The organism is Rhizobium sp. P2_G9, from assembly GCF_056403475.1.
The window spans coordinates 260988-284540 of sequence record NZ_JBFUFK010000002.1; the positions used below are offsets into that span (position 1 = coordinate 260988).

Annotated in this window: 28 protein-coding genes and 1 tRNA gene; 16 read left to right on the forward strand and 13 right to left on the reverse strand. The window is 60.2% G+C overall.

Annotation, left to right across the window (positions count from 1 at the left end; all coding sequences use genetic code 11):
• Window positions 1–317 precede the first annotated feature (317 nt).
• A complete protein-coding gene (rplS, locus tag AC1DYF_RS02985) occupies window positions 318–881 on the forward strand; it encodes a 50S ribosomal protein L19 (protein WP_477875070.1) in 564 nt (187 codons plus the stop codon).
• A gap of 291 nt (window positions 882–1172) precedes the next feature.
• Entirely contained in the window at window positions 1173–1652 is a 480-nt protein-coding gene (locus AC1DYF_RS02990; protein ID WP_477875072.1) for an SRPBCC family protein, read from the forward strand.
• 82 nt (window positions 1653–1734) lie between these two features.
• Here the strand turns inward: AC1DYF_RS02990 and AC1DYF_RS02995 are convergent, their stop codons facing one another.
• Both AC1DYF_RS02995 and rpmE read right to left on the reverse strand, forming a co-directional pair.
• A complete protein-coding gene (locus tag AC1DYF_RS02995) occupies window positions 1735–2586 on the reverse strand; it encodes a hypothetical protein (RefSeq protein WP_477875074.1) in 852 nt (283 codons plus the stop codon).
• Window positions 2587–2728: 142 nt separating this feature from the next.
• Window positions 2729–2950, reverse strand: coding sequence for a 50S ribosomal protein L31 (gene rpmE / locus AC1DYF_RS03000; protein ID WP_477875076.1), 222 nt, complete (start codon window positions 2948–2950; stop codon window positions 2729–2731).
• A gap of 200 nt (window positions 2951–3150) precedes the next feature.
• On the opposite strand from rpmE, the gene AC1DYF_RS03005 reads away from it, so the two are divergent.
• Window positions 3151–4947 (forward strand): ABC transporter transmembrane domain-containing protein, encoded by a 1797-nt coding sequence (locus tag AC1DYF_RS03005; protein WP_477875078.1) that lies wholly within the window; start codon window positions 3151–3153, stop codon window positions 4945–4947.
• Window positions 4948–4966: 19 nt separating this feature from the next.
• Here AC1DYF_RS03005 and copD read toward each other — a convergent pair whose 3' ends face one another.
• The 3 genes from copD to AC1DYF_RS03020 form a co-directional block, all read right to left on the reverse strand.
• On the reverse strand, window positions 4967–5815 hold the full coding sequence (gene copD, locus AC1DYF_RS03010; RefSeq protein WP_477875141.1) for a copper homeostasis membrane protein CopD: 849 nt from the start codon (window positions 5813–5815) through the stop codon (window positions 4967–4969).
• Between the two features lie 20 nt (window positions 5816–5835).
• Window positions 5836–6204, reverse strand: a complete 369-nt coding sequence (gene copC / locus AC1DYF_RS03015) for a copper homeostasis periplasmic binding protein CopC (RefSeq protein ID WP_477875080.1) — start codon at window positions 6202–6204, stop codon at window positions 5836–5838.
• 194 nt (window positions 6205–6398) lie between these two features.
• Window positions 6399–6797 carry a hypothetical protein gene (locus tag AC1DYF_RS03020; protein WP_477875082.1) on the reverse strand — a complete coding sequence of 133 codons (399 nt, stop codon included), beginning with the start codon at window positions 6795–6797 and terminating at the stop codon, window positions 6399–6401.
• Between the two features lie 191 nt (window positions 6798–6988).
• Between AC1DYF_RS03020 and AC1DYF_RS03025 the strand changes: the two genes are divergently transcribed.
• On the forward strand, window positions 6989–7219 hold the full coding sequence (locus AC1DYF_RS03025; RefSeq protein WP_477875084.1) for a hypothetical protein: 231 nt from the start codon (window positions 6989–6991) through the stop codon (window positions 7217–7219).
• Window positions 7220–7242: 23 nt separating this feature from the next.
• On the opposite strand, the gene AC1DYF_RS03030 is transcribed toward AC1DYF_RS03025, so the two are convergent.
• The 3 genes from AC1DYF_RS03030 to AC1DYF_RS03040 all read right to left on the reverse strand — a co-directional run bounded on the left by AC1DYF_RS03030 (window position 7243) and on the right by AC1DYF_RS03040 (window position 10135).
• The gene (locus AC1DYF_RS03030) at window positions 7243–8043 is read right to left on the reverse strand and encodes an inositol monophosphatase family protein (RefSeq protein ID WP_477875086.1); all 801 of its coding nucleotides are present in this window, start codon (window positions 8041–8043) and stop codon (window positions 7243–7245) included.
• A 283-nt stretch (window positions 8044–8326) separates the two neighbouring features.
• Complete coding sequence (locus AC1DYF_RS03035) at window positions 8327–9454, reverse strand: tetratricopeptide repeat protein (RefSeq protein ID WP_477875088.1); 1128 nt, start codon at window positions 9452–9454, stop codon at window positions 8327–8329.
• A 27-nt stretch (window positions 9455–9481) separates the two neighbouring features.
• Window positions 9482–10135, reverse strand: coding sequence for a thiamine phosphate synthase (locus AC1DYF_RS03040; protein WP_477875090.1), 654 nt, complete (start codon window positions 10133–10135; stop codon window positions 9482–9484).
• 376 nt (window positions 10136–10511) lie between these two features.
• Between AC1DYF_RS03040 and AC1DYF_RS03045 the strand changes: the two genes are divergently transcribed.
• Together AC1DYF_RS03045 and AC1DYF_RS03050 are read left to right on the forward strand one after the other, a co-directional pair.
• Window positions 10512–11291, forward strand: coding sequence for a sulfite exporter TauE/SafE family protein (locus tag AC1DYF_RS03045; protein ID WP_477875092.1), 780 nt, complete (start codon window positions 10512–10514; stop codon window positions 11289–11291).
• Between the two features lie 188 nt (window positions 11292–11479).
• Window positions 11480–11734, forward strand: a complete 255-nt coding sequence (locus AC1DYF_RS03050) for an ArsR/SmtB family transcription factor (RefSeq protein WP_477875094.1) — start codon at window positions 11480–11482, stop codon at window positions 11732–11734.
• A gap of 130 nt (window positions 11735–11864) precedes the next feature.
• Here the strand turns inward: AC1DYF_RS03050 and AC1DYF_RS03055 are convergent, their stop codons facing one another.
• On the reverse strand, window positions 11865–12041 hold the full coding sequence (locus tag AC1DYF_RS03055) for a YdcH family protein (protein WP_477875096.1): 177 nt from the start codon (window positions 12039–12041) through the stop codon (window positions 11865–11867).
• Window positions 12042–12264: 223 nt separating this feature from the next.
• On the opposite strand from AC1DYF_RS03055, the gene AC1DYF_RS03060 reads away from it, so the two are divergent.
• The 5 genes from AC1DYF_RS03060 to AC1DYF_RS03080 all read left to right on the forward strand — a co-directional run bounded on the left by AC1DYF_RS03060 (window position 12265) and on the right by AC1DYF_RS03080 (window position 16595).
• Window positions 12265–12468 carry a YdcH family protein gene (locus AC1DYF_RS03060; RefSeq protein ID WP_477875098.1) on the forward strand — a complete coding sequence of 68 codons (204 nt, stop codon included), beginning with the start codon at window positions 12265–12267 and terminating at the stop codon, window positions 12466–12468.
• Window positions 12469–12481: 13 nt separating this feature from the next.
• Window positions 12482–12976, forward strand: a complete 495-nt coding sequence (gene purE, locus AC1DYF_RS03065) for a 5-(carboxyamino)imidazole ribonucleotide mutase (protein WP_477875100.1) — start codon at window positions 12482–12484, stop codon at window positions 12974–12976.
• Window positions 12977–14041 carry a 5-(carboxyamino)imidazole ribonucleotide synthase gene (locus AC1DYF_RS03070; protein WP_477875102.1) on the forward strand — a complete coding sequence of 355 codons (1065 nt, stop codon included), beginning with the start codon at window positions 12977–12979 and terminating at the stop codon, window positions 14039–14041. It begins immediately after the preceding gene.
• 83 nt (window positions 14042–14124) lie between these two features.
• On the forward strand, window positions 14125–14769 hold the full coding sequence (locus tag AC1DYF_RS03075) for a thiamine diphosphokinase (protein ID WP_477875104.1): 645 nt from the start codon (window positions 14125–14127) through the stop codon (window positions 14767–14769).
• A 2-nt stretch (window positions 14770–14771) separates the two neighbouring features.
• Window positions 14772–16595: an ABC-F family ATP-binding cassette domain-containing protein gene (locus tag AC1DYF_RS03080; RefSeq protein ID WP_477875106.1), complete on the forward strand. Its 1824-nt coding sequence runs from the start codon at window positions 14772–14774 to the stop codon at window positions 16593–16595.
• Window positions 16596–16758: 163 nt separating this feature from the next.
• Here AC1DYF_RS03080 and AC1DYF_RS03085 read toward each other — a convergent pair whose 3' ends face one another.
• The gene (locus tag AC1DYF_RS03085; RefSeq protein WP_477875108.1) at window positions 16759–17013 is read right to left on the reverse strand and encodes a sulfur globule protein precursor; all 255 of its coding nucleotides are present in this window, start codon (window positions 17011–17013) and stop codon (window positions 16759–16761) included.
• 287 nt (window positions 17014–17300) lie between these two features.
• Window positions 17301–18167, reverse strand: a complete 867-nt coding sequence (locus AC1DYF_RS03090) for a LysR family transcriptional regulator (RefSeq protein ID WP_477875110.1) — start codon at window positions 18165–18167, stop codon at window positions 17301–17303.
• A gap of 93 nt (window positions 18168–18260) precedes the next feature.
• Here AC1DYF_RS03090 and tmpA point away from each other — a divergent pair, with 93 nt between their 5' ends.
• Both tmpA and tmpB read left to right on the forward strand, forming a co-directional pair.
• On the forward strand, window positions 18261–19424 hold the full coding sequence (gene tmpA, locus AC1DYF_RS03095; RefSeq protein ID WP_477875112.1) for a 2-trimethylaminoethylphosphonate dioxygenase: 1164 nt from the start codon (window positions 18261–18263) through the stop codon (window positions 19422–19424).
• Window positions 19421–20017 (forward strand): (R)-1-hydroxy-2-trimethylaminoethylphosphonate oxygenase, encoded by a 597-nt coding sequence (gene tmpB / locus AC1DYF_RS03100; RefSeq protein WP_477875114.1) that lies wholly within the window; start codon window positions 19421–19423, stop codon window positions 20015–20017. The genes tmpA and tmpB overlap by 4 nt, the downstream gene beginning before the upstream one ends.
• Before the next feature lie 40 nt (window positions 20018–20057).
• Here tmpB and AC1DYF_RS03105 read toward each other — a convergent pair whose 3' ends face one another.
• The gene (locus AC1DYF_RS03105; protein WP_477875116.1) at window positions 20058–20402 is read right to left on the reverse strand and encodes a hypothetical protein; all 345 of its coding nucleotides are present in this window, start codon (window positions 20400–20402) and stop codon (window positions 20058–20060) included.
• Window positions 20403–20536: 134 nt separating this feature from the next.
• Here AC1DYF_RS03105 and AC1DYF_RS03110 point away from each other — a divergent pair, with 134 nt between their 5' ends.
• From AC1DYF_RS03110 to AC1DYF_RS03120, 3 genes are all read left to right on the forward strand, one after another.
• The gene (locus AC1DYF_RS03110; RefSeq protein ID WP_477875117.1) at window positions 20537–21643 is read left to right on the forward strand and encodes a calcium-binding protein; all 1107 of its coding nucleotides are present in this window, start codon (window positions 20537–20539) and stop codon (window positions 21641–21643) included.
• Window positions 21644–22062: 419 nt separating this feature from the next.
• Window positions 22063–22139: transfer RNA gene (locus AC1DYF_RS03115), tRNA-Arg, on the forward strand.
• Between the two features lie 52 nt (window positions 22140–22191).
• A complete protein-coding gene (locus AC1DYF_RS03120; protein WP_477875119.1) occupies window positions 22192–23175 on the forward strand; it encodes a tyrosine-type recombinase/integrase in 984 nt (327 codons plus the stop codon).
• Here AC1DYF_RS03120 and AC1DYF_RS03125 read toward each other — a convergent pair.
• Window positions 23161–23436 (reverse strand): helix-turn-helix transcriptional regulator, encoded by a 276-nt coding sequence (locus AC1DYF_RS03125; RefSeq protein WP_477875143.1) that lies wholly within the window; start codon window positions 23434–23436, stop codon window positions 23161–23163. The genes AC1DYF_RS03120 and AC1DYF_RS03125 overlap by 15 nt on opposite strands.
• Between the last annotated feature and the right edge of the window lie 117 nt (window positions 23437–23553).

The window sequence follows — 23553 nt, forward strand, 5'->3', positions numbered from 1 at the left end:
TCCCCTCCCGGATCGAAAATTGATCCATGAGGGAATCTGCTCTCATATTGTGCATATGACAATTATTTAATCATATTTTCAACAATTGCAGTTTTGTGACAAAGTATATTACGGTCGTTTTTCGAGCCATTGGCAGGATTCTGCATGACAAGGGGGTGACAAAAGGCCGGCAATCGGCTATGTGCGCGCCCGGAATGGGACTTTCCCATCAACCGCCAATGAAGAACAGATGTATCGCTTTGCCTTCCAAGGCACTACCGGAGGCGTGACCAAAGGTAGTTTCGGCGCTCTGGCTGTTGAACCACAACGAGGTTGACATGAACATTATTGAACAGCTGGAAGCCGAACAGGCTGCCAAGATTGCCGCCAAGCGCACGCTTCCCGATTTCTCCCCGGGCGACACGGTCCGCGTCAACGTGCGCGTCGTCGAAGGTTCGCGTACCCGCGTCCAGGCCTATGAAGGCGTCTGCATCGGCCGTTCCGGCTCGGGTCTTTCGGAGAACTTCACCGTCCGCAAGATCTCCTATGGCGAAGGCGTCGAGCGCGTGTTCCCGGTTTATTCGCCGATGGTCGAAGGCGTCGAGATCGTCCGCCGCGGTAAGGTCCGTCGCGCCAAGCTCTATTACCTGCGCGACCTGCGTGGCAAGGCTGCCCGTATCGTCGAGAACACCAATGCCCGCGCCCGCAAGCTGAACGAAGGCGAACGCCAGGCGCTGCAGGCTGAGAAGGCTCGTATCGAAGCCGAGAAGCTTGCCGCTGCCCAGGCCCTGGCTGCCGAAAAGGCCGCTGCGGAAGCTGCCGCAGCCGCTGAAAAGGCTGCCGCCGAGAAGGCCGCTGCCGAAGCCGCTGAAGCTGCAGCTGCCGAGACCAAGGCTGAATAAAGATTACGGCTTGACCGGATTGAAAAGCGGTGCCTTCGGGTGCCGCTTTTTTGGTATCTACCATCCGCCAGCTTGGCTGCCAGCCGCACCTGGCCATTTCAATGGCTTCCGCGGCAGCTGCGCTCTGGCCGAGGTGCGGCCATTGCCGTGAAACTCGCCGTCGAGAATCACGACTTGTCTTTCGGCGGCGTCTTCGACGATGCCAGGCAATTGCCGTGGTGATTTCTCCGGCAGGAACCTATGATCCGGGCGACCGGTTTAGTGTTCACGAGATCTGACGGGAGAAAGATGATGCGCATAGGCGATACCACGGACGGATCGAATATCGATGTCGTCATCGACCGCAGCTTCGACGCACCGGCGAAAACGGTGTTCGATCAATGGGTCTCGGCCGATGCCTTGCGCAGCTGGCTTGCTCCTGATGGTTTCGAGGTGACGCTGGTCGAGATCGACCCGGTTGTCGGCGGCCGCTGGCAGGTGGAGATGCGCTCGAACGAGGGCGAGGTCTATCTTGAATATGGCGATTTTCGCGAAATCCGGCCAGGCGAGCGGCTGATGATGACGCTGACGCAAGGCCTTGGCGCAGAGATTGGACCACGCACGCTTGTCAGCATCGATTTCGTCGCATCAAACGGTGGCACGGAGATGCATTTTACGCAGGAAGGCTTGGCGACCGTCGAGCGGCGCGACGACAATATCGAAGGCTGGGGTGAGTGTTTCGACAAGCTGGCCGCGCGGCTGGAAGCGATCTCGGCCTGGACCGCACGATAGCATCATCTCAAACGACAAAGCCCGGACAGGCCGGGCTTTGCGTGTGGCGATGCGGTTGATCACGCAGAATACAAAGGCGCCATCACTCCAGCCGGGCCATGTCGATGGCTCTCTGATCCAGCTCACGATGACTGATACTGTCGTCCGCTCGATTGATCATGTCTTGCAGTTGGTCGTCCGTGACATGTGGCGGGACGTCTGTGGTGGGCAGACGACCCTTGAACATACCGAGATTGTCGTACACTTCGCCGACGACGCCGATTTCGAACTCATCATAGGTGACCGGGGTGGTCGCTACGACTGGCTCTCCAGATTTCCGCCTTGTCACATAGCGCATCAACCGCCTTTCGAAGATTTGCAGATAATCGAAAACAAAACTGTCTTCTTCCGGCATGCTTTGTCTGATCGCTTTAACGCGTTCGTCGTCGCGCAGCCGCCTTGCAATGCCAATCCCCCGGAAGCCCAACCCTTCGGGGTCCGACATGCCTCTTATCCGTCGTGAGAAATCGTCGAACCGGTCGTCGGTCGTGTAGACCGCCCAGTTGATCGTTTCGGTTCGGACAAAGAGATTAAAATCCGTCAGGCACTTAGCCAGCCCCACAGCGATAGTTTCGTCGTAGAGCCCGGTATTTGTGACGTAGCCGACAAATGCCTTGCGGCAGTAGGAGAGCCGGTGATCTGCAAAATCTGCTGCGAGTTTCGCGATCGTCTCATGCCGTGGAACGACCTCTATCAGATAGTACGCGGCGTCGATCTGGTGGTTTTTCGTTTCAGATTTGAGAAGTTCGATAAGCGGTTCAAGGTCGGTGCCATCCCGCCATCTTTGATGGATTGTGAGTTCGATATCCCTACTCGCATCACCATGGAGATTGGATGCGCTCTTCAGCATTTTAAGCAGGTCCCTGGCGGAACGTGCCGAAATTTCGCCTTCCATTTTTCAGACCCGACCACCGGGTCAATGTTGGTTGCTACTCAGTTCAGTAGAGACGGACAAACAGCGTTGCTTGCAGGACGTCTCACAAAACGACAAAAGCCCGGGCAGGCCGGGCTTTTTGCTGCAAGCGGTCAGGCTCGGATCAGATGCCGAGGCCGGAGAAGCGCTTGTTGAACTTGGAGACGCGGCCGCCGCGGTCCATCAGCTGCTGGTTGCCGCCGGTCCAGGCCGGATGCGACTTGGAGTCGATTTCGAGGTTCATGACCTGGCCTTCCGCGCCCCATGTGGAACGGGTCTCGTATTCGGTGCCATCGGTCATGACCACCTTGATCATGTGGTAGTCGGGGTGAATCTTCTCTCTCATGATAATTTCCTGCCGGTCTATGGTGGTCTTTTGCCGCATTCACTTGCAGCAGCCGAGCCGAAGAAATAAATGAAGCCGCGATTGACGTGGATCACGGCTTCGTTCGATGGGCGACGCCTATACATGAAGCATGCACGGATAACAAGTGGCCGGAAGCAGGAATCGCAGCCTGTCTGGCGCACAAAACGGGGGCCGAAGCCTTGGCAGAGCAGGACAAACAAGCAGACAGCCGATCGCTCAAGCCGCTCGGCAAGCTCTATCCCTATATGTGGCGCTACAAGAAGCTGGTCGGCGGCGCCATTGTCTTCCTGATGGTGGCGGCAATCACCACGCTGATCCTGCCGACGGCGGTGCGGCGGATGATCGACAATGGCTTTACCCAATCGGACAGCAAGTTCATCAACGCCTATTTCGGCATGTTGATGGGGCTGGCGGTGGTGCTCGCCGCGGCCTCGGCGCTACGCTACTATTTCGTCATCGTGCTCGGCGAGCGGATCGTCGCCGATCTCAGGCGCGACGTGTTTTCGCATATCACGAAATTGTCGCCGGCTTTCTTCGACGTCAACCAGTCGGGCGAGATCGTCTCGCGGCTGACGGCCGATACGGTGCAGATCAAATCCGCCGTCGGCGCCTCGGCGTCGCTGGCGTTGCGCAACACGCTGCTGGTGATCGGTGCGGTGGCGATGATGATCTATACCAGCCCGAAATTGTCGAGCCTGGTTCTCTTGGCCATCCCGCTGATCGTCTTTCCGCTTGTCGCCTTCGGCCGCTCGGTGCGCAAGCGCGCGCGGGCGGCTCAGGATAGGTTGGCGATCGCCTCGGCCTATGCATCCGAGGCGATCGGTGCGATCCGCACCGTGCAGGCCTTCAACAGCGCCGGCATCGCCAGTGACCGCTTCGGGGAAGCGGCCGAGAACGCTTTCGATGCAGCACGGCTTTCAACGCGTCAGCGGGCCTTCCTGACCGGCTTTGCCATTACCATGGTGTTCGGCAGCGTCGTCGCCGTGCTCTGGTTCGGTGCGCAGAATGTGCTGTCCGGGGCGATGACGCCCGGCACGCTCAGCCAGTTCCTGATCTATTCGGTGATGGCGGCAGGCGCGCTCGCCGCACTTTCGGAAGTCTGGAGCGAACTCAGCCAAGCGGCTGGTGCTGCGGGTCGTCTGTCGGAACTTCTGGTCGAAAAGCCCGAAATTGCGGCTCCAGAACATCCGGTGAGACTACCGCAGCCGCCGGTCGGCAGTGTTGAATTTTCCGATGTGCGCTTTGCCTATCCAACCCGGCTAGGCAATGTGGCGCTCAATGGTCTCGATCTTGCCGTCCGGCCGGGCGAGCGCGTCGCAATCGTCGGCCAGTCGGGTGCAGGCAAGAGCACGATCTTCTCGCTCATCCTGCGCTACTACGATGCGCTTTCGGGCCGCGTGCTGGTCGATGACGTCGACGTGCGGGACGCCGATCCGGCCGATATCCGCGATCGCATCGCTATCGTGCCGCAGGACGTAACGATCTTTGCCGCCACCATCCACGACAACATCGCCTTCGGCGCGCCGGGCGCAACGCGTGCTCAGGTCGAGGCGGCGGCGCGGGCGGCGCATGCGGAAGAATTCATCCTGCGGCTGGAAAAAGGCTACGACACCGAAGTCGGCGAACGTGGCATCATGCTTTCCGGTGGCCAGCGGCAGCGCATCGCCATTGCCCGCGCCATCCTCAAGGATGCACCGATCCTGTTGCTCGACGAGGCCACCTCGGCGCTCGACGCCGAAAGCGAGACCCTGGTGCAGACGGCGCTCGACGGACTGATGGCCGGCCGCACCACCATCGTCATCGCTCACCGGCTCGCCACCGTGCTCAAGGCCGACCGTATCCTGGTCATGGATCAGGGCCAGGTGGTCGAGGAAGGCACGCATCAGAGCCTTGTCGCCAAGGGCGGCATCTATGCCCGCCTCGCCAGCCTGCAGTTCGGCGTCGACCGGCACAATGTGCTGCATATGGTGCGGTGAGGCGCTCCAAGTCCGCAGCTTATCGCGGGTCGAGGGTGCCGAACCAGGAGACGAGGGCCAGCACGAGCGCTCCCAGGACGATTTCCGCCAGGGTGCCGTGCAGGATAGACCTGACAGCTTTGTCGGCGTCACGTGCCAGCCGCGGCACGAAGATATAGCGATTGACGATGGCAAGCATCGTCATCGCGGTCGCGAGCACAATCTTGGCCGACAGCAGCATTTGATAAGGGAATGACCAGTCGAGCGGCGGCTTGCCGACGATGAGATATGTGTTGATCAGGCCCGTCACGATCACCAGCGCCACTGCGCCGTGCCCCAAGGTCGAGAAGCGCATCAGCGCCAGCCGCGCCTCGGGCTCGGCAAGCCTGCGAAGGATCATCAGCACCGGGATCAGTGCGCCCAGCCAGGCTCCGCCGGAAAGAAGATGCAGGATGTGATTGGTGCGGTGTGCGATATCGAGCCAGCCGTCATCCATCGCCGCATGGCCGCTGATGGCCAGCGTTGCCAGAAGCAGAGCGGAGGCGATGGCAATCGCTGCCTGTCGGTGGGCAGCCGGAATGATGAGCAGGCCAAGCAGGAGCAGGGTGCCGGTCGCCTGGGCCATCCAGGCCCAGCCAATACCGGTCTCGAGCATGACGTCGACCATGTCAGAGATTTCGAGCGAGTCCCAGCCATCGCCGATCATGGCGCTTTCCGCCGGCAGAAGCAGGGTGAGAGCGAGGATGGCAAGGATCGCGGCGATCCGCTGTGCGGATGTCAGTCTTGCCGCGATCTGGCCGGCAAGTCTGCTCGGCACCGCCGCCGCAAGATAGGCGGCGGTGCCCCACAGGAAGATCACCGCTCCGTCGAAGACGAAGCGGCAGATCACCAAAACTGTTTCGGGAGCGATCACGGCTTGACGGTGAAGCTGTACTTGCCCTTGCTCTTGTGGCCATCGGCGGAGAGCGCGTGCCATTCGACCGTATAGATTCCGGCCGGAAGCGTATCGGAGATGGGCACCATCAGCATCTGGTCATCATCCATCAGCATGGCCTCGCCGGTCTTGACGGCCTTCCGGTCAGGCCCGGTCACCGTGACGCCGGTGAATTTGGGGTTCAGTTCTTCGCTGAAGGTGAGATCGAGTTCGGTCGGAGCGGTCTTGATGACCGCCTTGTCGGCCGGGACGGAGGATTCCAGATGCGCATGCGCAAACGCCTGGCCGGCAATGGCGACGGTGGCGATGGCGACGGGGGTGAGGATCCTGGCAAAACGAGACATGGAAATACCTTTTGAGATGCGACGTCTGTCGCTCGGTGTTGAGGCTCGGCAGCCGGCAATGCGCCGGCGCGGATGGCAATCGGAAAAGACGGGGCTGCAACCGCGCAGAAAAGGCTGTGTTCCAGAGTTTTGGAAAGCGTCCCACCGGCGCGCAACGGCCTGGACAGCGGCGTGACTGAATTTCGCAGTGCCGCTCAGGCGAGGACGACAATGTCCGGTGGAGCGCGCGGCCCCAAGCTCGGCGGGTGGAGCGTCCGGGCGAGCTGAAAGTCCTTTTCAATGACCAGGCGAACGGCAGAAAAATCGAAGGACTGGCCGCTCAAATCGGGCGGCGTCGGCATGAGCACGCTGGCCGAAAGCCGGCAAGCATCGCAGCCATGATCATGAACAGCGCTTTTGCTGCCCTTGACAGGTTGCGAACCGTCATCGTTGAGGCAGAAGAACGGCAGCGTGCCGTCGGGCAGGCTATAGGCAGCGAATTGCAGCGCCAGCGGGTTGGCGACGACCGGCTGGTGCGCGAAGCCGATCATCAGCAGCGTCAATGCTGCGATGAGGCGTATAGCTAGCGCCAGCCTGTAAGTCCTTCTTGCCATGAGGCCGTCCCGTTTGCCGAGGCCTATCACCGCCCAAGTCGGGCTGTCAATCTGATGCGATTGCCGCAGCCGTCGACGGACCATGGCGTCCAACAGCGAATGCTCACATAAATATGACTGGCATTTTGGCGCCGATCGGCGCCTGATTGCGGCGGGATTCGTCCCGCCATCGAATCATGAGGAGAATACCGATGATAAGGACAGTGCTTGCTGTGGGCCTGCTCGCGGCTCTCGCCATGCCGGCATTCGCCGAAGACGCGACGGTCAAGACTGACAAATCCCCCGATGTGAAGATCGACCAGACCACCACATCGTCGACGACGGACGTCAACCAGAAGAAAATTTTGGCGCCCACCGCAACCGAGGGCGACATGTATGGCGGTTGCATGCACCACCACGACAGCGCCCTCAATATGATGTGATGGCTTTCGCCGTCGGCAGCATCTTACTGCTTCGGCACCGGCCGATTGGCGACGTCGAGCAGAGCCTTATGGATGTGCTCGTTGCCAGCGCAGAACGTGCCGCTGCCGAACATGTCCGAGCCGCCGGAGAGATCGCTGGAAAAACCGCCGGCTTCGCGGATCAGGATGATGCCGGCCGCGATGTCCCATGGCTGCAGGCCTTCTTCCCAAAAACCGTCCTGCCGTCCTGCCGCGACATAGGCGAGGTCGAGCGAGGCGGAGCCGAAGCTTCTGATGGCGGCGACTTCGCCCATCACATGGCGGAGCTGGACCAGGAAGCGGCCATGCATCGAGCGGCCGAGATGCGGAATGCCGCAGCCGATCACCGCGTCCGATAGGTTCTTGCGGGCCGAGACGCGCAGGCGCCGGTCGTTGACGAAGGCGCCGCCGCCCTTTTCGGCGGTGAAGAGTTCATCGGTGGCCGGATTGTAGACGACGCCGGCGACGATCTCGCCGCTGCGCTCGAGGCCGATCGACGTGGCGAATTGCGGAATGCCGTGCAGGAAATTGGTCGTGCCGTCGAGCGGATCGACGATCCAGCGATGTGCGCCGTCGGTGCCCTTGATCTCTTCGCTCTCCTCGCCGGCAAAGCCGTAGGTCGGACGAGCCTTGAGCAGTTCTTCCTGGACGATCTTCTCCGCCTTGCGGTCGGCCTGGCTGACATAATCGCCGGGTCCCTTGAGCGACACCTGCAGGTTCTGCACTTCGCCAAAATCGCGTGCCAGCGACTTGCCGGCCTTGAGTGCTGCCTGGACCATGACATTCAAAAGCGCTGAACGGGCCATGATGGAATTCCTTCAAAATCGAAGCGGCCCCGAACGGGGCCGCATGGGATATTACACCGGATGAAATCGACGGCGTGACGTTTGAGCGCTTCAAGACCACAAAAGCCGGTGATTTTCAAGCGGCTTCGTTATTCCGAAACCGGGAACCACCTTTGCGCGATATGCTTTTTGTTTTTGCGCATATCGTTATCCCAAAAACCGGAAGCCACTTTTGGGCGATATGCTTTTTGTTTTTGCGCATATCGTTATCCCAAAACCGGAAGCCACTTTTGGGCGATATGCGTCATTGCTTTCGGAAAGCGTCGGCGCGCTTGATCGCTTCCTGCTGCTGGTCGTCTTCGATACCGAGATAAAAATCCTCAAGGCCGAGATCCGAGAGCCCGGCGCGACGCGACAGCACATACCATTTGGCCGCCTCGATCGGGTCCGGCCGGGTGCCGATGGCGTTGATGTAGAGATAGGCGAGCTTGTTCATCGCCACGATATTGCCATTGTCGGCGGCGCGCTTCATCCAGACAAAGCCGGTATCGTAGTCGCGATCGCCGGCAATGCCGTTGATGTTCCAGACGCCCATGTCGTACATGGCGGTGTCGAAGCGCTGGTCGGCGGCCTGTTCGAGCCAGTAGCGGGCCAAGTCCTGCTTTTCCTTCGGCACCGGCAGGCTGACATAGAGTTGCGACAGCGCATATTGCGCATCCGGAATGCCCTGCGTCGCGGATTTCTCGTAATAGGGCAGGGCATCCATCAGGCCCTTTTCGCCCGGTGTTCGAGCGACTTTGAGCTGGGCCAGGTTGAACTGGGCTTCGGCATTGCCGCCATCCGCCGCCTTCTGCATCATCTCGTCGGCGAGCTTGCGGTCGCGCTTGATCAACCGGCCTTCCATCAGCATCAATGCATATTTGAATTGGGCATTGGGGTCGCCGGCGCGTGCGGCCTGCTCGTACCAGAACAGCGCATCGGATTCGTTGCGCCGCACGCCGAGGCCGCCGTCCAACAATTCGGCCACGAGCGTCTGCGATGCCGCGTCGCCACGCTGCGCCTTCGGCAGCGCGAGGTTCATGGCGGTCAGATAGAGCCCGCGCTGAAAGGCGCCAAAGGCATCGTCGACCTTGCCGGAATAAGTCTTCTCCTTCGGCAGGTCCGGAAGATTGGCGCCCATGCGATCGAGCACATTGAGGCCTTGCGAGGGCTTTTCGACGTCGTCGATGCTCGGTAGCGTCAGGACGTCCGACTGCTGTGCCGCCGGATCGGGCAGCAGGCGGTCGCTCTTGCCGATCTCGTCACTCTCCTGCTTGAGCTTGTCGACATTGACCGGCTTGACCGGCGTCACCTTGACCAGGTTCGAATCGGCGCGCGCGCCAAACGGCACGAGCGCGGCCAGGAAAACCGCCCAAATTACCCGCTGTCTCATCATCCGCTGCCCTGCCATGATCCGGCTTTAAACCCCAAAGCGTGGCGCTTTTTGGTCAAGCAGCGCATTCGCTTCCTGAATAATGGTAGCGGCGCGTTCCGGCTCGGCGAAGACCGCCAGACGAAGGGCGGCGAACTCCGCCCCCATTTCGGCGATCGCCAGCACCGAGGCCGGATCGGTGCCGCCCATGACGATGCAGGGGATTTCGACCATCGACGCCCACCATTCGGCAAGTGCCAGATTCTTGGGATGTGCCTCGGGCTTGATGTCGCCGTCGAGCTTGCCGAAGAAGATATAGTCGGGCTGCAATTCGCCCATCTCGAGTGCGCGGTGCCGTTCCTGGGCGTTGCCGCCACCGACGATCAGTTTCGGGGTGAATTTTTCGATCGCCTCGGCCAGCGGCTCGACGCCGCCGACGATGTGCAGGCCGTCTGCCTTGGCGCGGCCGGCCACGCGGCTGTCGCCGGCGACCAGTGCTGCAGCACCCGCCTTCTGGATCACCGGCACCAGCGATTCGGCGATCTTCTGGAAGGTGCTGTCATCAAAGCCATATTGCGGCACGATCACCGAGGCGACGTCGCCGCCCTTGAGCGCGTCGCTCATGATGCGCACCGCCTCGGCGGGATCGGCGATCTCTGGTGCGACGAGGACCAGGCGGCAGCGATTTTCAACTGTTGACATGGATGATGTGTCTCGATTCCCTGCTTTGCAGATCAGGCGTTCGGCTGTAGTCCTTCACTGACCCAGCCTCTTTTCCTGCCTTAGAGCATGCTGTTATGATTTGGAAGCATTCTGCCGGAGCAGGTTTTCGTCAGGAAAGGAGCGATTGCCGAAGGTCGTACCCAAACGTACGGACGAGGCGATCGCTCCTTTCCTGGCGGAAACGTGCCCGGCCCTTCGGGTTGGCTGAAACGGGCCGCCTATCAGGCCGGCAGGCTTGGCCGTAGGGTTGGCTACGACGCGCGCCTGCCGGCCTGATATCCGACTCCGTTTGAGCCAACAGAATGCTTCCAAATCATAACAGCATGCTCTAACGCCCCTAAAGCCAAGGATCAACATGCACATCGACGCGAGCTTCTATTTCATCGCCATACCGGCGGTCATTCTCGTCGGCTTGAGCAAGGGTGGCATGGGCGATGCGCTGGGTCTGCTCGGCGTGCCGATGCTCTCCTTTGTCGTGCCGCCGGATCAGGCGGCGGCGATCCTGCTGCCCATCCTGATCGTCATGGACTGCGCCGCCCTCTGGACCTGGCGGCACAACAACAATGCCGAACTGCTGAAAATCATGCTGCCGGGCGCACTGGCGGGCATTGCCTTCGGCTGGCTCACCTGGGCCTTGGTGCCGCATTACGCCATGGAAATCATCATCGGTGTCGTGGCGCTGAGTTTTACCGCACGCTTCTACTATAACCGCTATTTCGCCCGCGCGGTCGAGGCGCCGCCGCGGCCGCATACGATCGCGCGCGCCGGCTTCTGGAGCACGCTGTCGGGTTATGGCAGCTTCGTCGCCCATGCCGGCGGTGCGCCGTTCCAGGTCTATGGTCTGCCGTTGAGATTGCCGCCGCGCGACTATACCGGCGCTGCGGTCCGGTTCTTTGCGATCCTCAACGCCATCAAGCTCATTCCCTACTATGCGCTCGGTACGCTCGACATCAGCAATCTGAAGATTTCAGCGACGCTTTTTCCGTTAGCGCCGCTGGCGACGATTGCCGGCGCCTATATGGTGCGGCGCATGCGGTCGGATTTCTTCTATCCGTTCATGTACCTGATGTGCGCATTGGCGGGGGCGAAATTGTTCTACGATGGCACGGCGGCGCTGGCGAAGGCGCTGATGTGACCAAGCGGGGAAATCGTTGGCAAGCCAACGATTTCCCCGCTTGGTCCTTTGTTTTGTCGCAGGTTCTTGCCGGAAAACCGCGGGACACTTTTCCGGACCTGCTTGGTTTTCGTGCGCTGCGAAATTTTTTAAGTGCAACGCACAAAAAGTCTTGTCCTTGAAAAAACTCTGGCTTAGCTTCGTCGCCGATGAGCGATCCATTCACGGCCATTTCGGATTCAAACCGACGCTTCCTGCTCGAAGAGCTGAGACGGGCGCCGCGCACAGTCAATGAACTGGCGTCGCTTCTGCCCGTCAGCCGCCCGGCCGTGTCGCAGCACCTGAAGGCGCTGCTCGATTGCCAGATGGTCAAAGTCGAAACCCAAGGCACACGGCGAATCTATGCGATCAACCCGCAGGGTTTTCAGAAGTTAGGTTTTTGGCTGGATCAGTTCTGGGCTTGAGGGCTTGGCCCTCGTTTCCTCCCCGGATTTATCCCTGTTTGCGGCGTCGGCCGCCAGATTCGACTTCCTGTGAAATCTTTACTCGTTCAGCGTCAGGAAACCCATCCGGCGGCCTTGCGCGGGTATTCAACTAGTGGCGCGTGTTCAAACGCAGGCGTTCGATTTCATCCTTGATTTTCAGCTTTTGTCTCTTTATTTCCGCGATCTGCGTGTCGCCGGTTGAGGGATGCAGCATTGCGGTGTGAAGTTCTGCTTCAAGATCGCCATGTTTCTTTTCAAGCGTCTCGATATGAGCCTCAAGTGACATAGGCTGGTTCCTTCCCGTTCTTGCCCACATCCGGCCATCCATCCCGCCGGATGTTTCAGGCTGCAACAGTGCCAATGTGACACGTAAATGACGATTTGTCGAAGGTGATTTCTCCCTAAAGGAAAACTTCCCGTTACCGACAGAATTGTGATAGGGACAAAACGATGCAGATACCGGGAATGTCGCCATGTCCCGGGCTGAAGGAGAGTGGGGAAGGGACTTTATGGCCGACCAGGAGCAGGCTGAACTGAGGCTGAATGCGGCGAGACTGCGGCAGGAGCACGAGGACTATGACGTCGCGATCAACGCCATGATCGCAACCGGCTGCGATGCCCTGAGGGTCCAGCGAATGAAGAAGAAGAAGCTTGCCGTCAAGGACAAGCTGGCCCAGGTCGAAGACCAGATCATCCCCGATATCATCGCCTGAACGAAAGGCCGCAATGCCGATTTCCAAGCCCACCGTCGCCATCATCATGGGAAGCCAGTCGGACTGGGAGACCATGAAAAATGCCGCTGACACGCTGGACGCTCTTGAAATTCCTTATGAAGCGCGGATCATTTCGGCACACCGCACGCCCGACCGGCTGGTGAATTTTGCCAAATCAGCGCGCGATGAGGGCTTCAAGGTGATCATTGCCGGCGCTGGCGGCGCCGCGCACCTTCCGGGCATGACGGCGGCGATGACGCCGCTGCCGGTGTTCGGCGTGCCGGTTCAGTCCAAGGCGCTTTCGGGACAAGATAGCCTGCTATCGATCGTGCAGATGCCGGCCGGCGTGCCGGTCGGAACACTGGCGATCGGCCGTTCCGGCGCAGTCAACGCAGCACTTCTTGCTGCTGCAGTCCTGGCGCTTTACGACGACGACCTGGCCGAGCGTCTCGACACCTGGCGCGAGGAACAGACCGCCTCGGTGGCTGAACATCCTGTGGATAAGTAGATGAAAACCCGCACCATCGGCATCATCGGCGGCGGTCAATTGGGCCGCATGCTCGCCATGGCCGCTAGCCGGCTGAACTTTCACACCGTCATCCTGGAGCCGCAGCCCGACTGCCCGGCGGCGCAGCTCGCCGATGCGCAGATCGTCGCCGCCTATGACGATCGGGCTGCCTTGGCCGAACTTGCGCAGCGTTGCGATGTCGTGACCTACGAGTTCGAGAACGTGCCGGTGGAAGCTGCCCGCCATCTCGAAAAGCTGGTGCCCGTCTATCCGCCGCCGCAGGCACTGGAAGTGGCGCAGGACCGGCTGACCGAAAAACAATATCTCAATGCCTGCGGCATCGTCACGGCCGGTTTTCGCGCTGTCGACAGCCAGGAGGACCTGGAGGACGCACTGGCCGAATTCGGCGGTGTGGGCGTGCTGAAAACCCGCCGGCTCGGCTATGACGGCAAGGGCCAGATGGTTTTTCGTGCCGGCGATGCGTCCGACGGCGCCTTTGCCAGGCTCGGCGGCGTGCCGCTGATCCTCGAAAGTTTCGTGCCGTTCACGCGTGAGATTTCGGTGATCGCGGCGCGCGGGCTCGATGGACACCTCGAATGCTATGATCCGGCAGAAAACGTGCACCGCAGCGGCATTCTCTTCACCTCGACCCTGCCGGCCGCGATCAGTCCGGCCGTTGCGGAGCACGCGCGCGACGCTGCACTCAGGCTGCTCTCGGCACTCGACTATGTCGGTGTGCTCGGCATCGAATTCTTCGTCACCGAAAACGAGACGCTGATTGCCAATGAGATCGCGCCGCGCGTGCACAATTCCGGCCACTGGACCGAGGCCGCCTGCGTCATCTCGCAGTTCGAGCAGCATATCCGCGCCGTCGGCAACCTGCCGCTCGGCAATCCGGCGCGGCACAGCGATTGCGTCATGCAGAACCTGATCGGGGATGAGATCGAGGACGTGGCTTTGCTGGCGCAGGAGAGGGAGGTGCTCATCCATCTTTACGGCAAGGCGGAGGCGCGGCCGGGGCGGAAGATGGGGCATTTTACGCGACTGACGGGGCGACGGTCGTAAAGCACGGCCCACCGCGGACCCGATCGTCCCCGAATCCCCGGCATCCCCTTTCCCCGCTCCGCCACATAAGCTAAAGCGGCGGCATGACCGATTTCGCCATTCTTCTCGGCGGCCGCCTGACCCGGACGGATCGCCTCGACCGACAGCTTCGCGACGCCCGCTTCATCGCCGCCGATGGCGGAATGGCGCATGCCGAGACGCTGGGCGTCGAGCCGGATTTGTGGGTTGGCGATTTCGATTCCACTCCACCCGATCTGATCGCGCGCCATCCCCACGTCAAACGCGAATTCCATCCGGCCGAGAAGGCGCTGACGGATGGCGAGTTGGCCGTGGCGGCGGCGCTGGATGCCGGCGCCGATCGGCTGATCCTGGTCGGTGCGCTCGGCGGCACGCGGTCGGATCATGGGCTTGCCCATCTCGTGCATGCGCTGTCGCTCGCCGAGCGGGGCCGTGACGTGTTGCTGACCTCGGGCGATGAGGAGGCCTATCCTGTCATCGCCGGCCGCTTCAGTTTCGACCTGCCCGCCGGCAGCCTGTTTTCGATCATCGGCTTTTCCGATCTCACCGATCTGACGATCGGCAATGCGCGCTATCCGCTCGACGATTTCGCCTTGCCGTTCGGCTCGAGCCGTACCGTTTCCAATGTTGCCGAGGGTGCGATTTCGCTCAGCCTCGGCGCCGGCCGCGCCATGCTGCTCGCGCGGCCCTATGATTTTACCGGAGTATAAGTTTGGCCCCCCCGATCCTCAAACTCACCGACATCCATCTGAGCTTCGGCGGCGCGCCGCTGCTCAACGGCGTCGACATGCAGGTCGAGCCGGGTGAGCGCATCTGCTTGGTCGGCCGCAACGGCTCCGGCAAGTCGACGCTCATGAAGATCGCTGCCGGGCTGGCTGAGCCGCAGAGCGGCGAGGTGTTTCGCCATCCGTCCTCGACCGTGCGCTATCTCAACCAGGCGCCGGATTTCGACGGCTATTCCACAGTCGAGGCCTATGCAGCCGCCGGCCTCGGGCCTTCCGACGACCCTTATCGCGTCACTTATCTGCTCGAACATCTCGGCCTCGCGGGCGATCGCGACCCCGAAAGTCTTTCGGGTGGCGAAGCGCGGCGGGCGGCACTGGCGCGGGTCATGGCGCCGGAACCGGATATATTGCTGCTCGACGAGCCCACCAACCATCTCGACCTGCCGACGATCGAATGGCTGGAAGGCGAGCTGACGCGGACGAAGAGTGCTCTGATCCTGATCTCGCACGACCGGCGCTTCCTCGAAAAGGTGTCGACCGCCACCGTCTGGCTCGACCGCGGCTTTGCCCGTCGGCTCGACCAGGGTTTTGGTTCTTTCGAGGCCTGGCGCGACCGCGTGCTGGATGAAGAAGAGCTCGAACAGCACAAGCTCGGCAAGGCGATCGAGCGCGAGGAGCATTGGCTGCGCTATGGCGTCACCGCACGGCGCAAGCGCAATATGCGCCGGCTCGGCGAATTGCAGGACATGCGCCAACAGCATCGCTCGCACAAGGGCGCGCTCGGCCGCGTCGAGGCTGGTGTCGCCGAGGCGCGCGAATCCGGCAAGCTGGTCATCGAGGCGGAAAAGATCACCAAGGCCTATGGTGAGCGGACGATCGTCGCGCCGTTTTCGATCCGCGTGCATCGTGGCGATCGCATTGGCTTTGTCGGGCCGAACGGCGCCGGCAAGACGACGCTGCTCAAGGTGCTGACCGGGCAGTTGGAACCCGATTCCGGCACGATCAAGCTCGGCACCAATCTCGAAATCGCCATGCTCGACCAGCGGCGCGAAGGTCTCGACCTCGACGACACGCTGGCGCACTACCTCACCGACGGACGCGGCGAAAGCCTGCTGGTCAACGGCGTGCAGCGGCATGTCACCGGCTATATGAAGGAATTCCTGTTCCAGCCGGAGCAGGCCCGCACGCCGATCCGCGATCTCTCGGGCGGCGAGCGCGCCCGGCTGATGCTGGCGCGCATCCTGGCGAAACCGTCCAACCTGCTGATTCTCGACGAGCCGACCAACGATCTCGACATCGAGACGCTGGACCTGCTGCAGGAAGTGGTTGCGGGCTATCAGGGCACGGTGATCCTCGTCAGCCATGACCGCGATTTCCTCGACCGTACCGTGACCTCGACCATTGCGCCGGCCAATCCGGAATTCCCCGACGGCCGCTGGATCGAATATGCCGGCGGCTATAGCGACATGCTGGCACAGCGGCGCGGCCAGCAGGAAGAGCAGCGGCGGGCGGACAAGGAAAAGCCGGCTGCCCGTGCGGAGGCTGCCGCGGCCGAGCCGTCGAAGGCGCAGAAGAGCAAGCTCTCGTTCAAGCAGAAATTCGCCATCGACAACCTGCCAAAGCAGATGGGCGCCAAGGAGGCGGAGATTGCCGGCTTCGAGAAGAGGATGGCCGATCCGCAATTCTTCAGCCGCGACCCGGATGGGTTTTCGAAGACGGCTAAGGCTCTCGAAAAAGCTCGCGAGGAACTGGGCCGCATGGAAGAGGAATGGCTGGAGCTTGAAATGCTGCGGGAGGAGCTGGAGAGCTGAGGCATCGGCAAGTGTCTTGCCCGCCGCCTGCAGATGAATGAAAAAGCCCGGTCCTTGTGGGGACCGGGCAAGTACGGGGAGGAAGTCAGAACCTGACCGCCGGGGCAGGGGAGGATGGGCGGCCAGGGGTAGTCAAGAGTAGTCAGGGCATTCCAGGCAGGGATCAGTCGCACACGCGGACGCGCTTGACGTAGACATTGCCGTAGTCGTCGTATTCGCGGACCTTCTTGACGAAGCAGGTGTCGTCGTCATTGTAGTAAGCCGGGCGGATGACGATGCGCGGGCCACCCCAGAAGCCATGGTGCCAACCATGGTGCCAGCCGTGGTTATGCCACACAAAGCCGCCGGCCTGGGCGCCAGAGGTGAGAGCGACGGTGCCGACGAGGGCGGCGACAGCGCCGAGAACGAGCTTCTTCATAATATTCTCCTTGGGGATCGTTTGGTTTCGTTTCGCTTGGGGTCTGGAGGTCGTCTCCAGCGTTGAAGCCTTTTTCGCACATCTCCCGCTGCGCCGCTGTTTCCGGGGGAACATCGGATGAAAGACGTGATATTTCCGGCATTGCTGTCAGGAATCCCGTCCGGCTGGGCCGGGTGGGATTTCGCTCGACGGTGCGATGAGCCAGTCGCGCCATGAGGCCGGCAGGATCGATCGGCCGGTGCCGAACATCGCGTCTCCGTCGTTCAACAGCCTGCAAAGCTGGCCCTCTACCGCAGCGTCAGGACCTCAACGAGCGTGTCGAGCTCCCGGAACCTCGGACGATGGATGGACCAGACAATCCAGTAGCTCTCGTCCATCTGCAGGCTTTCCTGCCCGAGGCGAACCAGTCGCCCGGCATCTATCGCCGCCGAGCAAAGCGGAAGGGAAGCGAGAAGCACGCCTGCACCGGCCTCAGCCGCCCTCAGTGCCTGCACGAATGTGTCGAACCGCAGCATGGGGACGGGGGGAGGAGGCTCGCCTTGGGCCGTGGTCCAGTCGCGCCAGCCGTGCCTGGGTCCGGAGAGAGCAATGCGCGGCAAGCTCCGCCAATCATCGCTCGACTGTGCGAGCAGGCGCGGCGCAGCGACAGGTGCGAGTTCCTCCGCGTAGAGGCACACGCCCTTCATATCCGGCCAAGTGCCCTTGCCGAAACGGATTTCGAGATCGGCTTCGCTGCGGGAGTAGTCCGGCAGGCGCTGGATCGTCTCGAAGGAGAGCTGCAGATGCGGCAGCGCCTTGACGATATCCGGCAGGCGCGGCGCGATCCACAATTCGATGATCGAGCCAGAGGCAGCGATCGTGACCTTGCGGCGCGGCGCCGCAAACAGATTGGATGTCGAATGGGCAAGCTGGCTGAGTGCGGCCTGGACATGCGGCTGCCACGCTTCGCCCTGCGTCGACAGCGACACGCCACGCGCCTGGCGTTCGAAGAGATGGGCGCCGATGCGCAGTTCGAGATTGCGGATTCTTTGGCTCACGGCGGCCTGGGTCAGCCCGAGTTCCTCGGCCGCAGCGGTGAAGCTGCCGAGCCGAGCGGCCGCCTCGAACACCCGTATCCATTCAAGCGGCGGCAGATTTTCCGGTTTGTCAGTCATAACAAAAACGGCGTCTTGTTCCTCATATTCATTGATTGCGGTTATGCCTGACTTCGGGTGAATTGTCGATGAAATCGCTCTTGGAGGAATCCGATGCTGACCAATGTTGACATCCTCGATCACGGAAGGGCCGTGGCCATCACGCTTGAGAACGGTAAGCGTCACCGCTTTCATTCGATCTGGCTGCGCGACAATGCCTGGGATGAACGGACCCGCTCCCCGGGAAACGGCCAAAGGTTGATCACGCTGGGGGACATTCCGACCAACACGGTGGTTTCCAAGGCGGAAATCGAAGGCGAAACTCTGCACCTGACCTTCCAGCCGGAAAACCGCAGCATTTCCTTCGATCCGGCCTGGCTGGTGAGCAAGGCCTATGACAATCAACCGACGCACCGGCCGGGATGGACCGCGCCCGAACTCGAGACATGGGACGCGTCGCTTGGCGCAAACATGCCGCTTGCGGATTTCGCTGACGTTTCAGCCGACCGCAACGCCCTGGCGCAATGGCTGGCGGGCATTCGACGCTATGGTTTCGGCAAGCTCGACGGCGGGCCGGCGAAGCCGGAAGCGCTGCTCGACGTCGCCGCCCTGTTCGGCTATGTGCGCGAGACCAATTACGGCAGGTATTTCGAGGTCCGCACCGAGGTCAATCCGACCAATCTTGCCTATACCGGCCTGGGCCTCCAGGCACATACCGACAATCCCTACCGCGATCCCGTACCGACACTGCAAATTCTCTACTGCCTGGAGAATTCCGCCGAGGGCGGCGAAAACATGGTGGTCGACGGCTTCCGCGCGGCAGAGCGCCTGCGCGAGGAGAATCCGCGCGGCTTCGACCTGCTGACCAGATATTGTGCCCGCTACGAATATGCGGGCAGTTCCGGCGTCTGTCTCCGTTCTCGCCGGCCGATGCTCGAACTGGCGCCGGACGGGGAACTGATCGGCATCCGCTTCAACAACCGCTCCACCGCTGCCATCACCGATGTGCCGTTCGAAGACATGGCGGATTATTATGCTGCCTATCGCCGTCTGGGCGAAATCATCGGCGATCCCGCGATGGAAGTGTCCTTCAAGCTCTCGCCGGGCGAAAGCTTCATCGTCGACAATACCCGCGTGCTGCACGCTCGAAAGGGCTATTCCGGTGCCGGCTCCCGCTGGTTGCAGGGCTGTTACGCCGACAAGGACGGCCTGCTTTCGACATTGGCTGCGATCGAAGCCGAGGCCGACGGGATGCAAGTGAAGGCGGCGGCGGAATGAGCGCGACCCTCAGAGCCGATCTCTCGCCGAACACCATCGTGGCATTTCTCGCCGACATTTTCGAACGCCGCGGCGGCGAGGAATATCTGGGAGAACCGGTGACGATGGCCGAGCACATGCTGCAAGGCGCCCATCTCGCCGAGCAGCAGGGCGAGAGCGAGGAGATCATCGTGGCGACGCTGCTCCATGACATCGGCCATTTCACCAGCGAGTTCGGAACGTTCTCGATGGAGGATACGCACGACAAGCATCACGAGGAAGCGGGCGCGGAAATCCTCGAACAGTTCCTCCCGAGCATCGTCACCGATTGTGTGCGCCACCACGTTGCCGCCAAGCGCTATATCTGCGCCACCGATCCCGCATATTTCGGTCAATTGTCGGTCGCGTCGATCCATTCGTTGAAGCTGCAGGGCGGACCGATGAATGCCGACGAGGTCGCGGCGTTCGAAACGCATCCCAATGTCCGCGACATCGTCAAGGTGCGGTATCTCGATGATGCCGGCAAGGTGGCCGGAATGGTGACGCCGGGATTTTCGCACTATGCGCCGATGGTCCAGCGGGTCGTCGATGCGAATTTGCGCTCGACGCGCTGAGATACGATCAGGGTTCACGCAGCCGCAGGCAGCGTCGAGATCAAAGCATGTCGCATGGGTCATGAATCCTGCGATATGCTTTGTTTTTGCGCGTCTTTTCGCGAATCTGCTGCACTCTTTTGCCAGCGCCGGGATTCTCTGTGCAATGCCCCGGATGGATGCCGCCATCTTGAAAATCATGCGTGCAGGCGCAAGGATCAAGCCCATTCACAGGCCTGTGGTTCTCAACCGTTTTTCTATTTTTGAAGGAATGCAGCCCTGCACGTTTAGAGCTGGCGGCGGACCGCCTGGATAGTGTCGTTTCAATTGCGGCGACATTGGCGATCAAAGGGTGAATGCCTGTGCGAAAAGAGGCAGAGCAGCATTCGGCAGTGATCAGCGGCATAGCGTAAATTGCCACTCCTGCGCTGTCACACTGGGAACTGCGCCTTTTGATTGTTTGGAAGATGCTGGGTTTACAAACGGCGACACGATGCTGCGCCACTTTTGATCAACTCGGATATCTACAAGAAGGCTCCTATGACGACCCAGCACATCAAGACGAATTCCATCGGCTCCGGCCAGCAGATAGATCTCTCAACCACCGACGACCTGCTCATCGACGCCGGCGTTACCGTAAAGCGGACGGATGTGGCGACCGGATTTCTTTCCGGCCTTGCTTCTGTCGCGATCGGGACGGGTTCCGGCCACGACGTCACCGTCAACGGCTCGCTGATCGGTGCAAATTCCGCGCTCTGGCTCGGCGGCGATATCAACAGCGATGCGAGCGAGACGGTCACGGTCGGCGCCGACGGCAAGATCAGCGCCCTGAACAACAACGCCATCAACCTGCTCGCCTTTGACAGCAGCATCGACAATGCCGGCAAGATCGTCGGCAAATACGACGCCATCCTGATGGAAGGCAATTCGGGTGGCTCCTCCGACATCCACAATGCCGGCCTGATCAAGGGCTCTCAAGGTGCCGGCATCGTCCGGGAGGGCTCGGAGGATCTGACGATCGTCAATACCGGAACGATCCAAGGTGGAACCGCTGCCTTCGATGCGCATGGCGGAACCGGCGTCGACACTTTCTCGAACAAGGGTGCGGTGATCGGCGACGTTCAGCTCGGTGGCGGCAACGACGTGTTCAACACCAAGAATGGCACGGTCGATGGTACGGTTTACGGCCAGGACGGCGACGACAAGCTGACCGGCGGCGACGGCACCAACAATCTGGTGGGCGGCGCTGGTGCGGATACGCTGAAGGGCGGCGGCGGTGCCGATCACTTCATCTTCAACACCACCCAGGAAAGCCATACCTGGGTAAGCCTTGACATAGATTGGTCCCAAGGGTTTCCGCAATTGGTTCCGACATTCTATCAGGGCGACACGATCGTCGACTTCAACCACAACCAGCACGACAAGATCGATCTCACCGGCATCGACGCCAAGACTTCGACCATGACCGATGATGCGTTCAATTTCATCGGCAACGGAGCCTTTTCCGGTACCGCCGGCGAACTGCGCTACGAGCTCGTGGACGGCAACACTGTCGTCTCCGCCGATACGAACGGCGATGGCAATGCCGATTTCGACGTGACGCTCAATGGCGCCCATATCATGCATGGATCCGACTTCAACCTCTGAACCCGGTCATTGACGATGCGCCCGGATGCAGGTCATTCGGGCGCACTCGCCCGCAAGAAGCGCGCACTTCGTTCAATTAAAAAGTGGAATGACTATTCTATACTACTTTTCGTCTGTATATGAAAAACCTTCAGTAATGTAAATTAACACTCAGCCGGTTTCTTTTCTGCTTAGCACTTGCAAATTCAAAGCAAATCAGTTGAGTTATCACTATGCGGCGGGCGTGGGCGTAAGAACAAAGAAATACATTCCATTTCATATTGATCGGCAAGTCATCTCTGGTGGCGGGCCGGTTTTTGTTGCGCCGGGGATAGCCCGACTCGATCCGAAACTCGGTCTGGACAGGACAGAACCTCGAACTCACGATTTTCCCGAAAACCACTTGGCGCAACGGTGCTGGTTTTGTATGGATGGCTCAATGGTCCCGTAGCTCAGCAGGATAGAGCACCAGATTCCTAATCTGGGGGTCGCTCGCTTAAAAATCCTGTCGGATCAAACGCTTATCTCCTCATTATTGCCGATGTCACACTCCTGTCACGGGGTGGAATATGGCAACGTTTAGAAAACGAGGAAATGTCTGGCAGGTCCAGATTAGGCGGAACGGGTTTAAGCCGCTTTCAAAGAGCTTTCAGCGCCGAAAAGATGCGGAAGTTTGGGCGAGGGAGAAGGAACGCCGTCTTGATCGGGGCGATTTCTCAATTTTTGACTCGGATGATCGCACTTTAGGCGACCTTCTCGCTCGATACCTTGCAGCAATCACTCCAACAAAACGAAGTGCTCATCAGGAGTCATACCGGATCGGAAAGCTTACAAGGCATCCTATTGCCCTGACTAAAGCTGTAAAGCTTACGGCAAGCCAAATTGCGGCGTTTCGGGATGAGCGTCTACAAGGCGTCTCGAATGACACCGTTAGGCAGGATTTGATCCTCATACGACAGGTGCTCGATGTTGCTGGCCGTGAATGGGATTTGAAACTTGACTCTAACCCCGTCGACAAAGTGCGAAAGCCGTCGCCGGGAAAACCAAGAATGCGAAGAGTTGAATACAGCGATTTGCGGGCGATTGCTGTTGCGCTCCGTTCCTCTCGAAACCCTCTATTTCGTGAGTTACTTCTGTTTGCACTTGCGACAGGAATGCGCCGTGGGGAAATCCTGAAGATCGAATGGATTGATATCGATTGGCGGCAAAGAGTGCTCATCATTCCAGAAACCAAGAACGGCGACCCCCGAATAATCCCATTGTCGTCTCGTGCATTAAGAATTCTGGAGAAAGTGAAGCAGCACGAAGTGGTGAACGACAGAGTCTTTCCAATGTCGGAGAATTCGGTTCGATTAGCATGGCAAAGACTGCGGAAGCGAGCAAATCTTGGTGATCTGCGCCTTCATGATTTTAGACACGAAGCCGTGTCGAGATTCTTTGAAGCCGGTTTATCACTGCCGGAGGTCGCTCTAATCTCGGGGCATCGTGATCCTAAGATGCTCCTGCGATATACGCATCTCGAAGCCGCAAAGTTGGCGCTAAAACTTAACTGATATGTCGGCTTTCTTTCGCCCGGCCGGCAACGATTGGGGCGGCTGCTCATCCGGAGAAGGCGCCCGAAACAGGTCAGCGACGGATACACCAAGGGTTTGCGCCAAAAGATCGACTGTCGCCAGCGAGAGATTTTCCTTTGCTCGCTCGATCCGACCAAAATAGGCACGGTCAATCCCCGCATCGAGCGCCAATCGTTCCTGCGAAATGCCACGTGCAACCCGCATCTTCCTAAGAGCCCGATTTAAAAGTAGTTGAGCGATAACAGCAGGTTGTGATTCCCTTTTGGTGCTAAATCAAAATGGGGTTTCCGATGACCTGGACTGTTATCGCTCGGCGTGAGCATAACCGAGACGCGCTTCGTTTTCCAAGTGATTTGA

What these genes read in the sequence shown, in the direction of transcription:
- tmpB (WP_477875114.1), top strand. Translation starts at nt 19,421, where the DNA reads ATGAGCGCGACCCTCAGAGCCGATCTCTCGCCGAACACCATCGTGGCA.
- AC1DYF_RS03075 (WP_477875104.1), top strand. Translation starts at nt 14,125, where the DNA reads ATGACCGATTTCGCCATTCTTCTCGGCGGCCGCCTGACCCGGACGGAT.
- AC1DYF_RS03035 (WP_477875088.1), bottom strand. Translation starts at nt 9,454, where the DNA reads ATGAGACAGCGGGTAATTTGGGCGGTTTTCCTGGCCGCGCTCGTGCCG.
- AC1DYF_RS03060 (WP_477875098.1), top strand. Translation starts at nt 12,265, where the DNA reads ATGGCCGACCAGGAGCAGGCTGAACTGAGGCTGAATGCGGCGAGACTG.
- tmpA (WP_477875112.1), top strand. Translation starts at nt 18,261, where the DNA reads ATGCTGACCAATGTTGACATCCTCGATCACGGAAGGGCCGTGGCCATC.
- AC1DYF_RS03055 (WP_477875096.1), bottom strand. Translation starts at nt 12,041, where the DNA reads ATGTCACTTGAGGCTCATATCGAGACGCTTGAAAAGAAACATGGCGAT.
- purE (WP_477875100.1), top strand. Translation starts at nt 12,482, where the DNA reads ATGCCGATTTCCAAGCCCACCGTCGCCATCATCATGGGAAGCCAGTCG.
- AC1DYF_RS03090 (WP_477875110.1), bottom strand. Translation starts at nt 18,167, where the DNA reads ATGACTGACAAACCGGAAAATCTGCCGCCGCTTGAATGGATACGGGTG.
- AC1DYF_RS03040 (WP_477875090.1), bottom strand. Translation starts at nt 10,135, where the DNA reads ATGTCAACAGTTGAAAATCGCTGCCGCCTGGTCCTCGTCGCACCAGAG.
- AC1DYF_RS03120 (WP_477875119.1), top strand. Translation starts at nt 22,192, where the DNA reads ATGGCAACGTTTAGAAAACGAGGAAATGTCTGGCAGGTCCAGATTAGG.
- AC1DYF_RS03085 (WP_477875108.1), bottom strand. Translation starts at nt 17,013, where the DNA reads ATGAAGAAGCTCGTTCTCGGCGCTGTCGCCGCCCTCGTCGGCACCGTC.
- AC1DYF_RS03020 (WP_477875082.1), bottom strand. Translation starts at nt 6,797, where the DNA reads ATGGCAAGAAGGACTTACAGGCTGGCGCTAGCTATACGCCTCATCGCA.
- AC1DYF_RS03030 (WP_477875086.1), bottom strand. Translation starts at nt 8,043, where the DNA reads ATGGCCCGTTCAGCGCTTTTGAATGTCATGGTCCAGGCAGCACTCAAG.
- AC1DYF_RS03050 (WP_477875094.1), top strand. Translation starts at nt 11,480, where the DNA reads ATGAGCGATCCATTCACGGCCATTTCGGATTCAAACCGACGCTTCCTG.
- AC1DYF_RS03025 (WP_477875084.1), top strand. Translation starts at nt 6,989, where the DNA reads ATGATAAGGACAGTGCTTGCTGTGGGCCTGCTCGCGGCTCTCGCCATG.
- AC1DYF_RS03105 (WP_477875116.1), bottom strand. Translation starts at nt 20,402, where the DNA reads ATGCCGCTGATCACTGCCGAATGCTGCTCTGCCTCTTTTCGCACAGGC.
- AC1DYF_RS03070 (WP_477875102.1), top strand. Translation starts at nt 12,977, where the DNA reads ATGAAAACCCGCACCATCGGCATCATCGGCGGCGGTCAATTGGGCCGC.
- AC1DYF_RS02995 (WP_477875074.1), bottom strand. Translation starts at nt 2,586, where the DNA reads ATGGAAGGCGAAATTTCGGCACGTTCCGCCAGGGACCTGCTTAAAATG.
- AC1DYF_RS02990 (WP_477875072.1), top strand. Translation starts at nt 1,173, where the DNA reads ATGCGCATAGGCGATACCACGGACGGATCGAATATCGATGTCGTCATC.
- rpmE (WP_477875076.1), bottom strand. Translation starts at nt 2,950, where the DNA reads ATGAGAGAGAAGATTCACCCCGACTACCACATGATCAAGGTGGTCATG.
- AC1DYF_RS03110 (WP_477875117.1), top strand. Translation starts at nt 20,537, where the DNA reads ATGACGACCCAGCACATCAAGACGAATTCCATCGGCTCCGGCCAGCAG.
- AC1DYF_RS03045 (WP_477875092.1), top strand. Translation starts at nt 10,512, where the DNA reads ATGCACATCGACGCGAGCTTCTATTTCATCGCCATACCGGCGGTCATT.
- copC (WP_477875080.1), bottom strand. Translation starts at nt 6,204, where the DNA reads ATGTCTCGTTTTGCCAGGATCCTCACCCCCGTCGCCATCGCCACCGTC.
- rplS (WP_477875070.1), top strand. Translation starts at nt 318, where the DNA reads ATGAACATTATTGAACAGCTGGAAGCCGAACAGGCTGCCAAGATTGCC.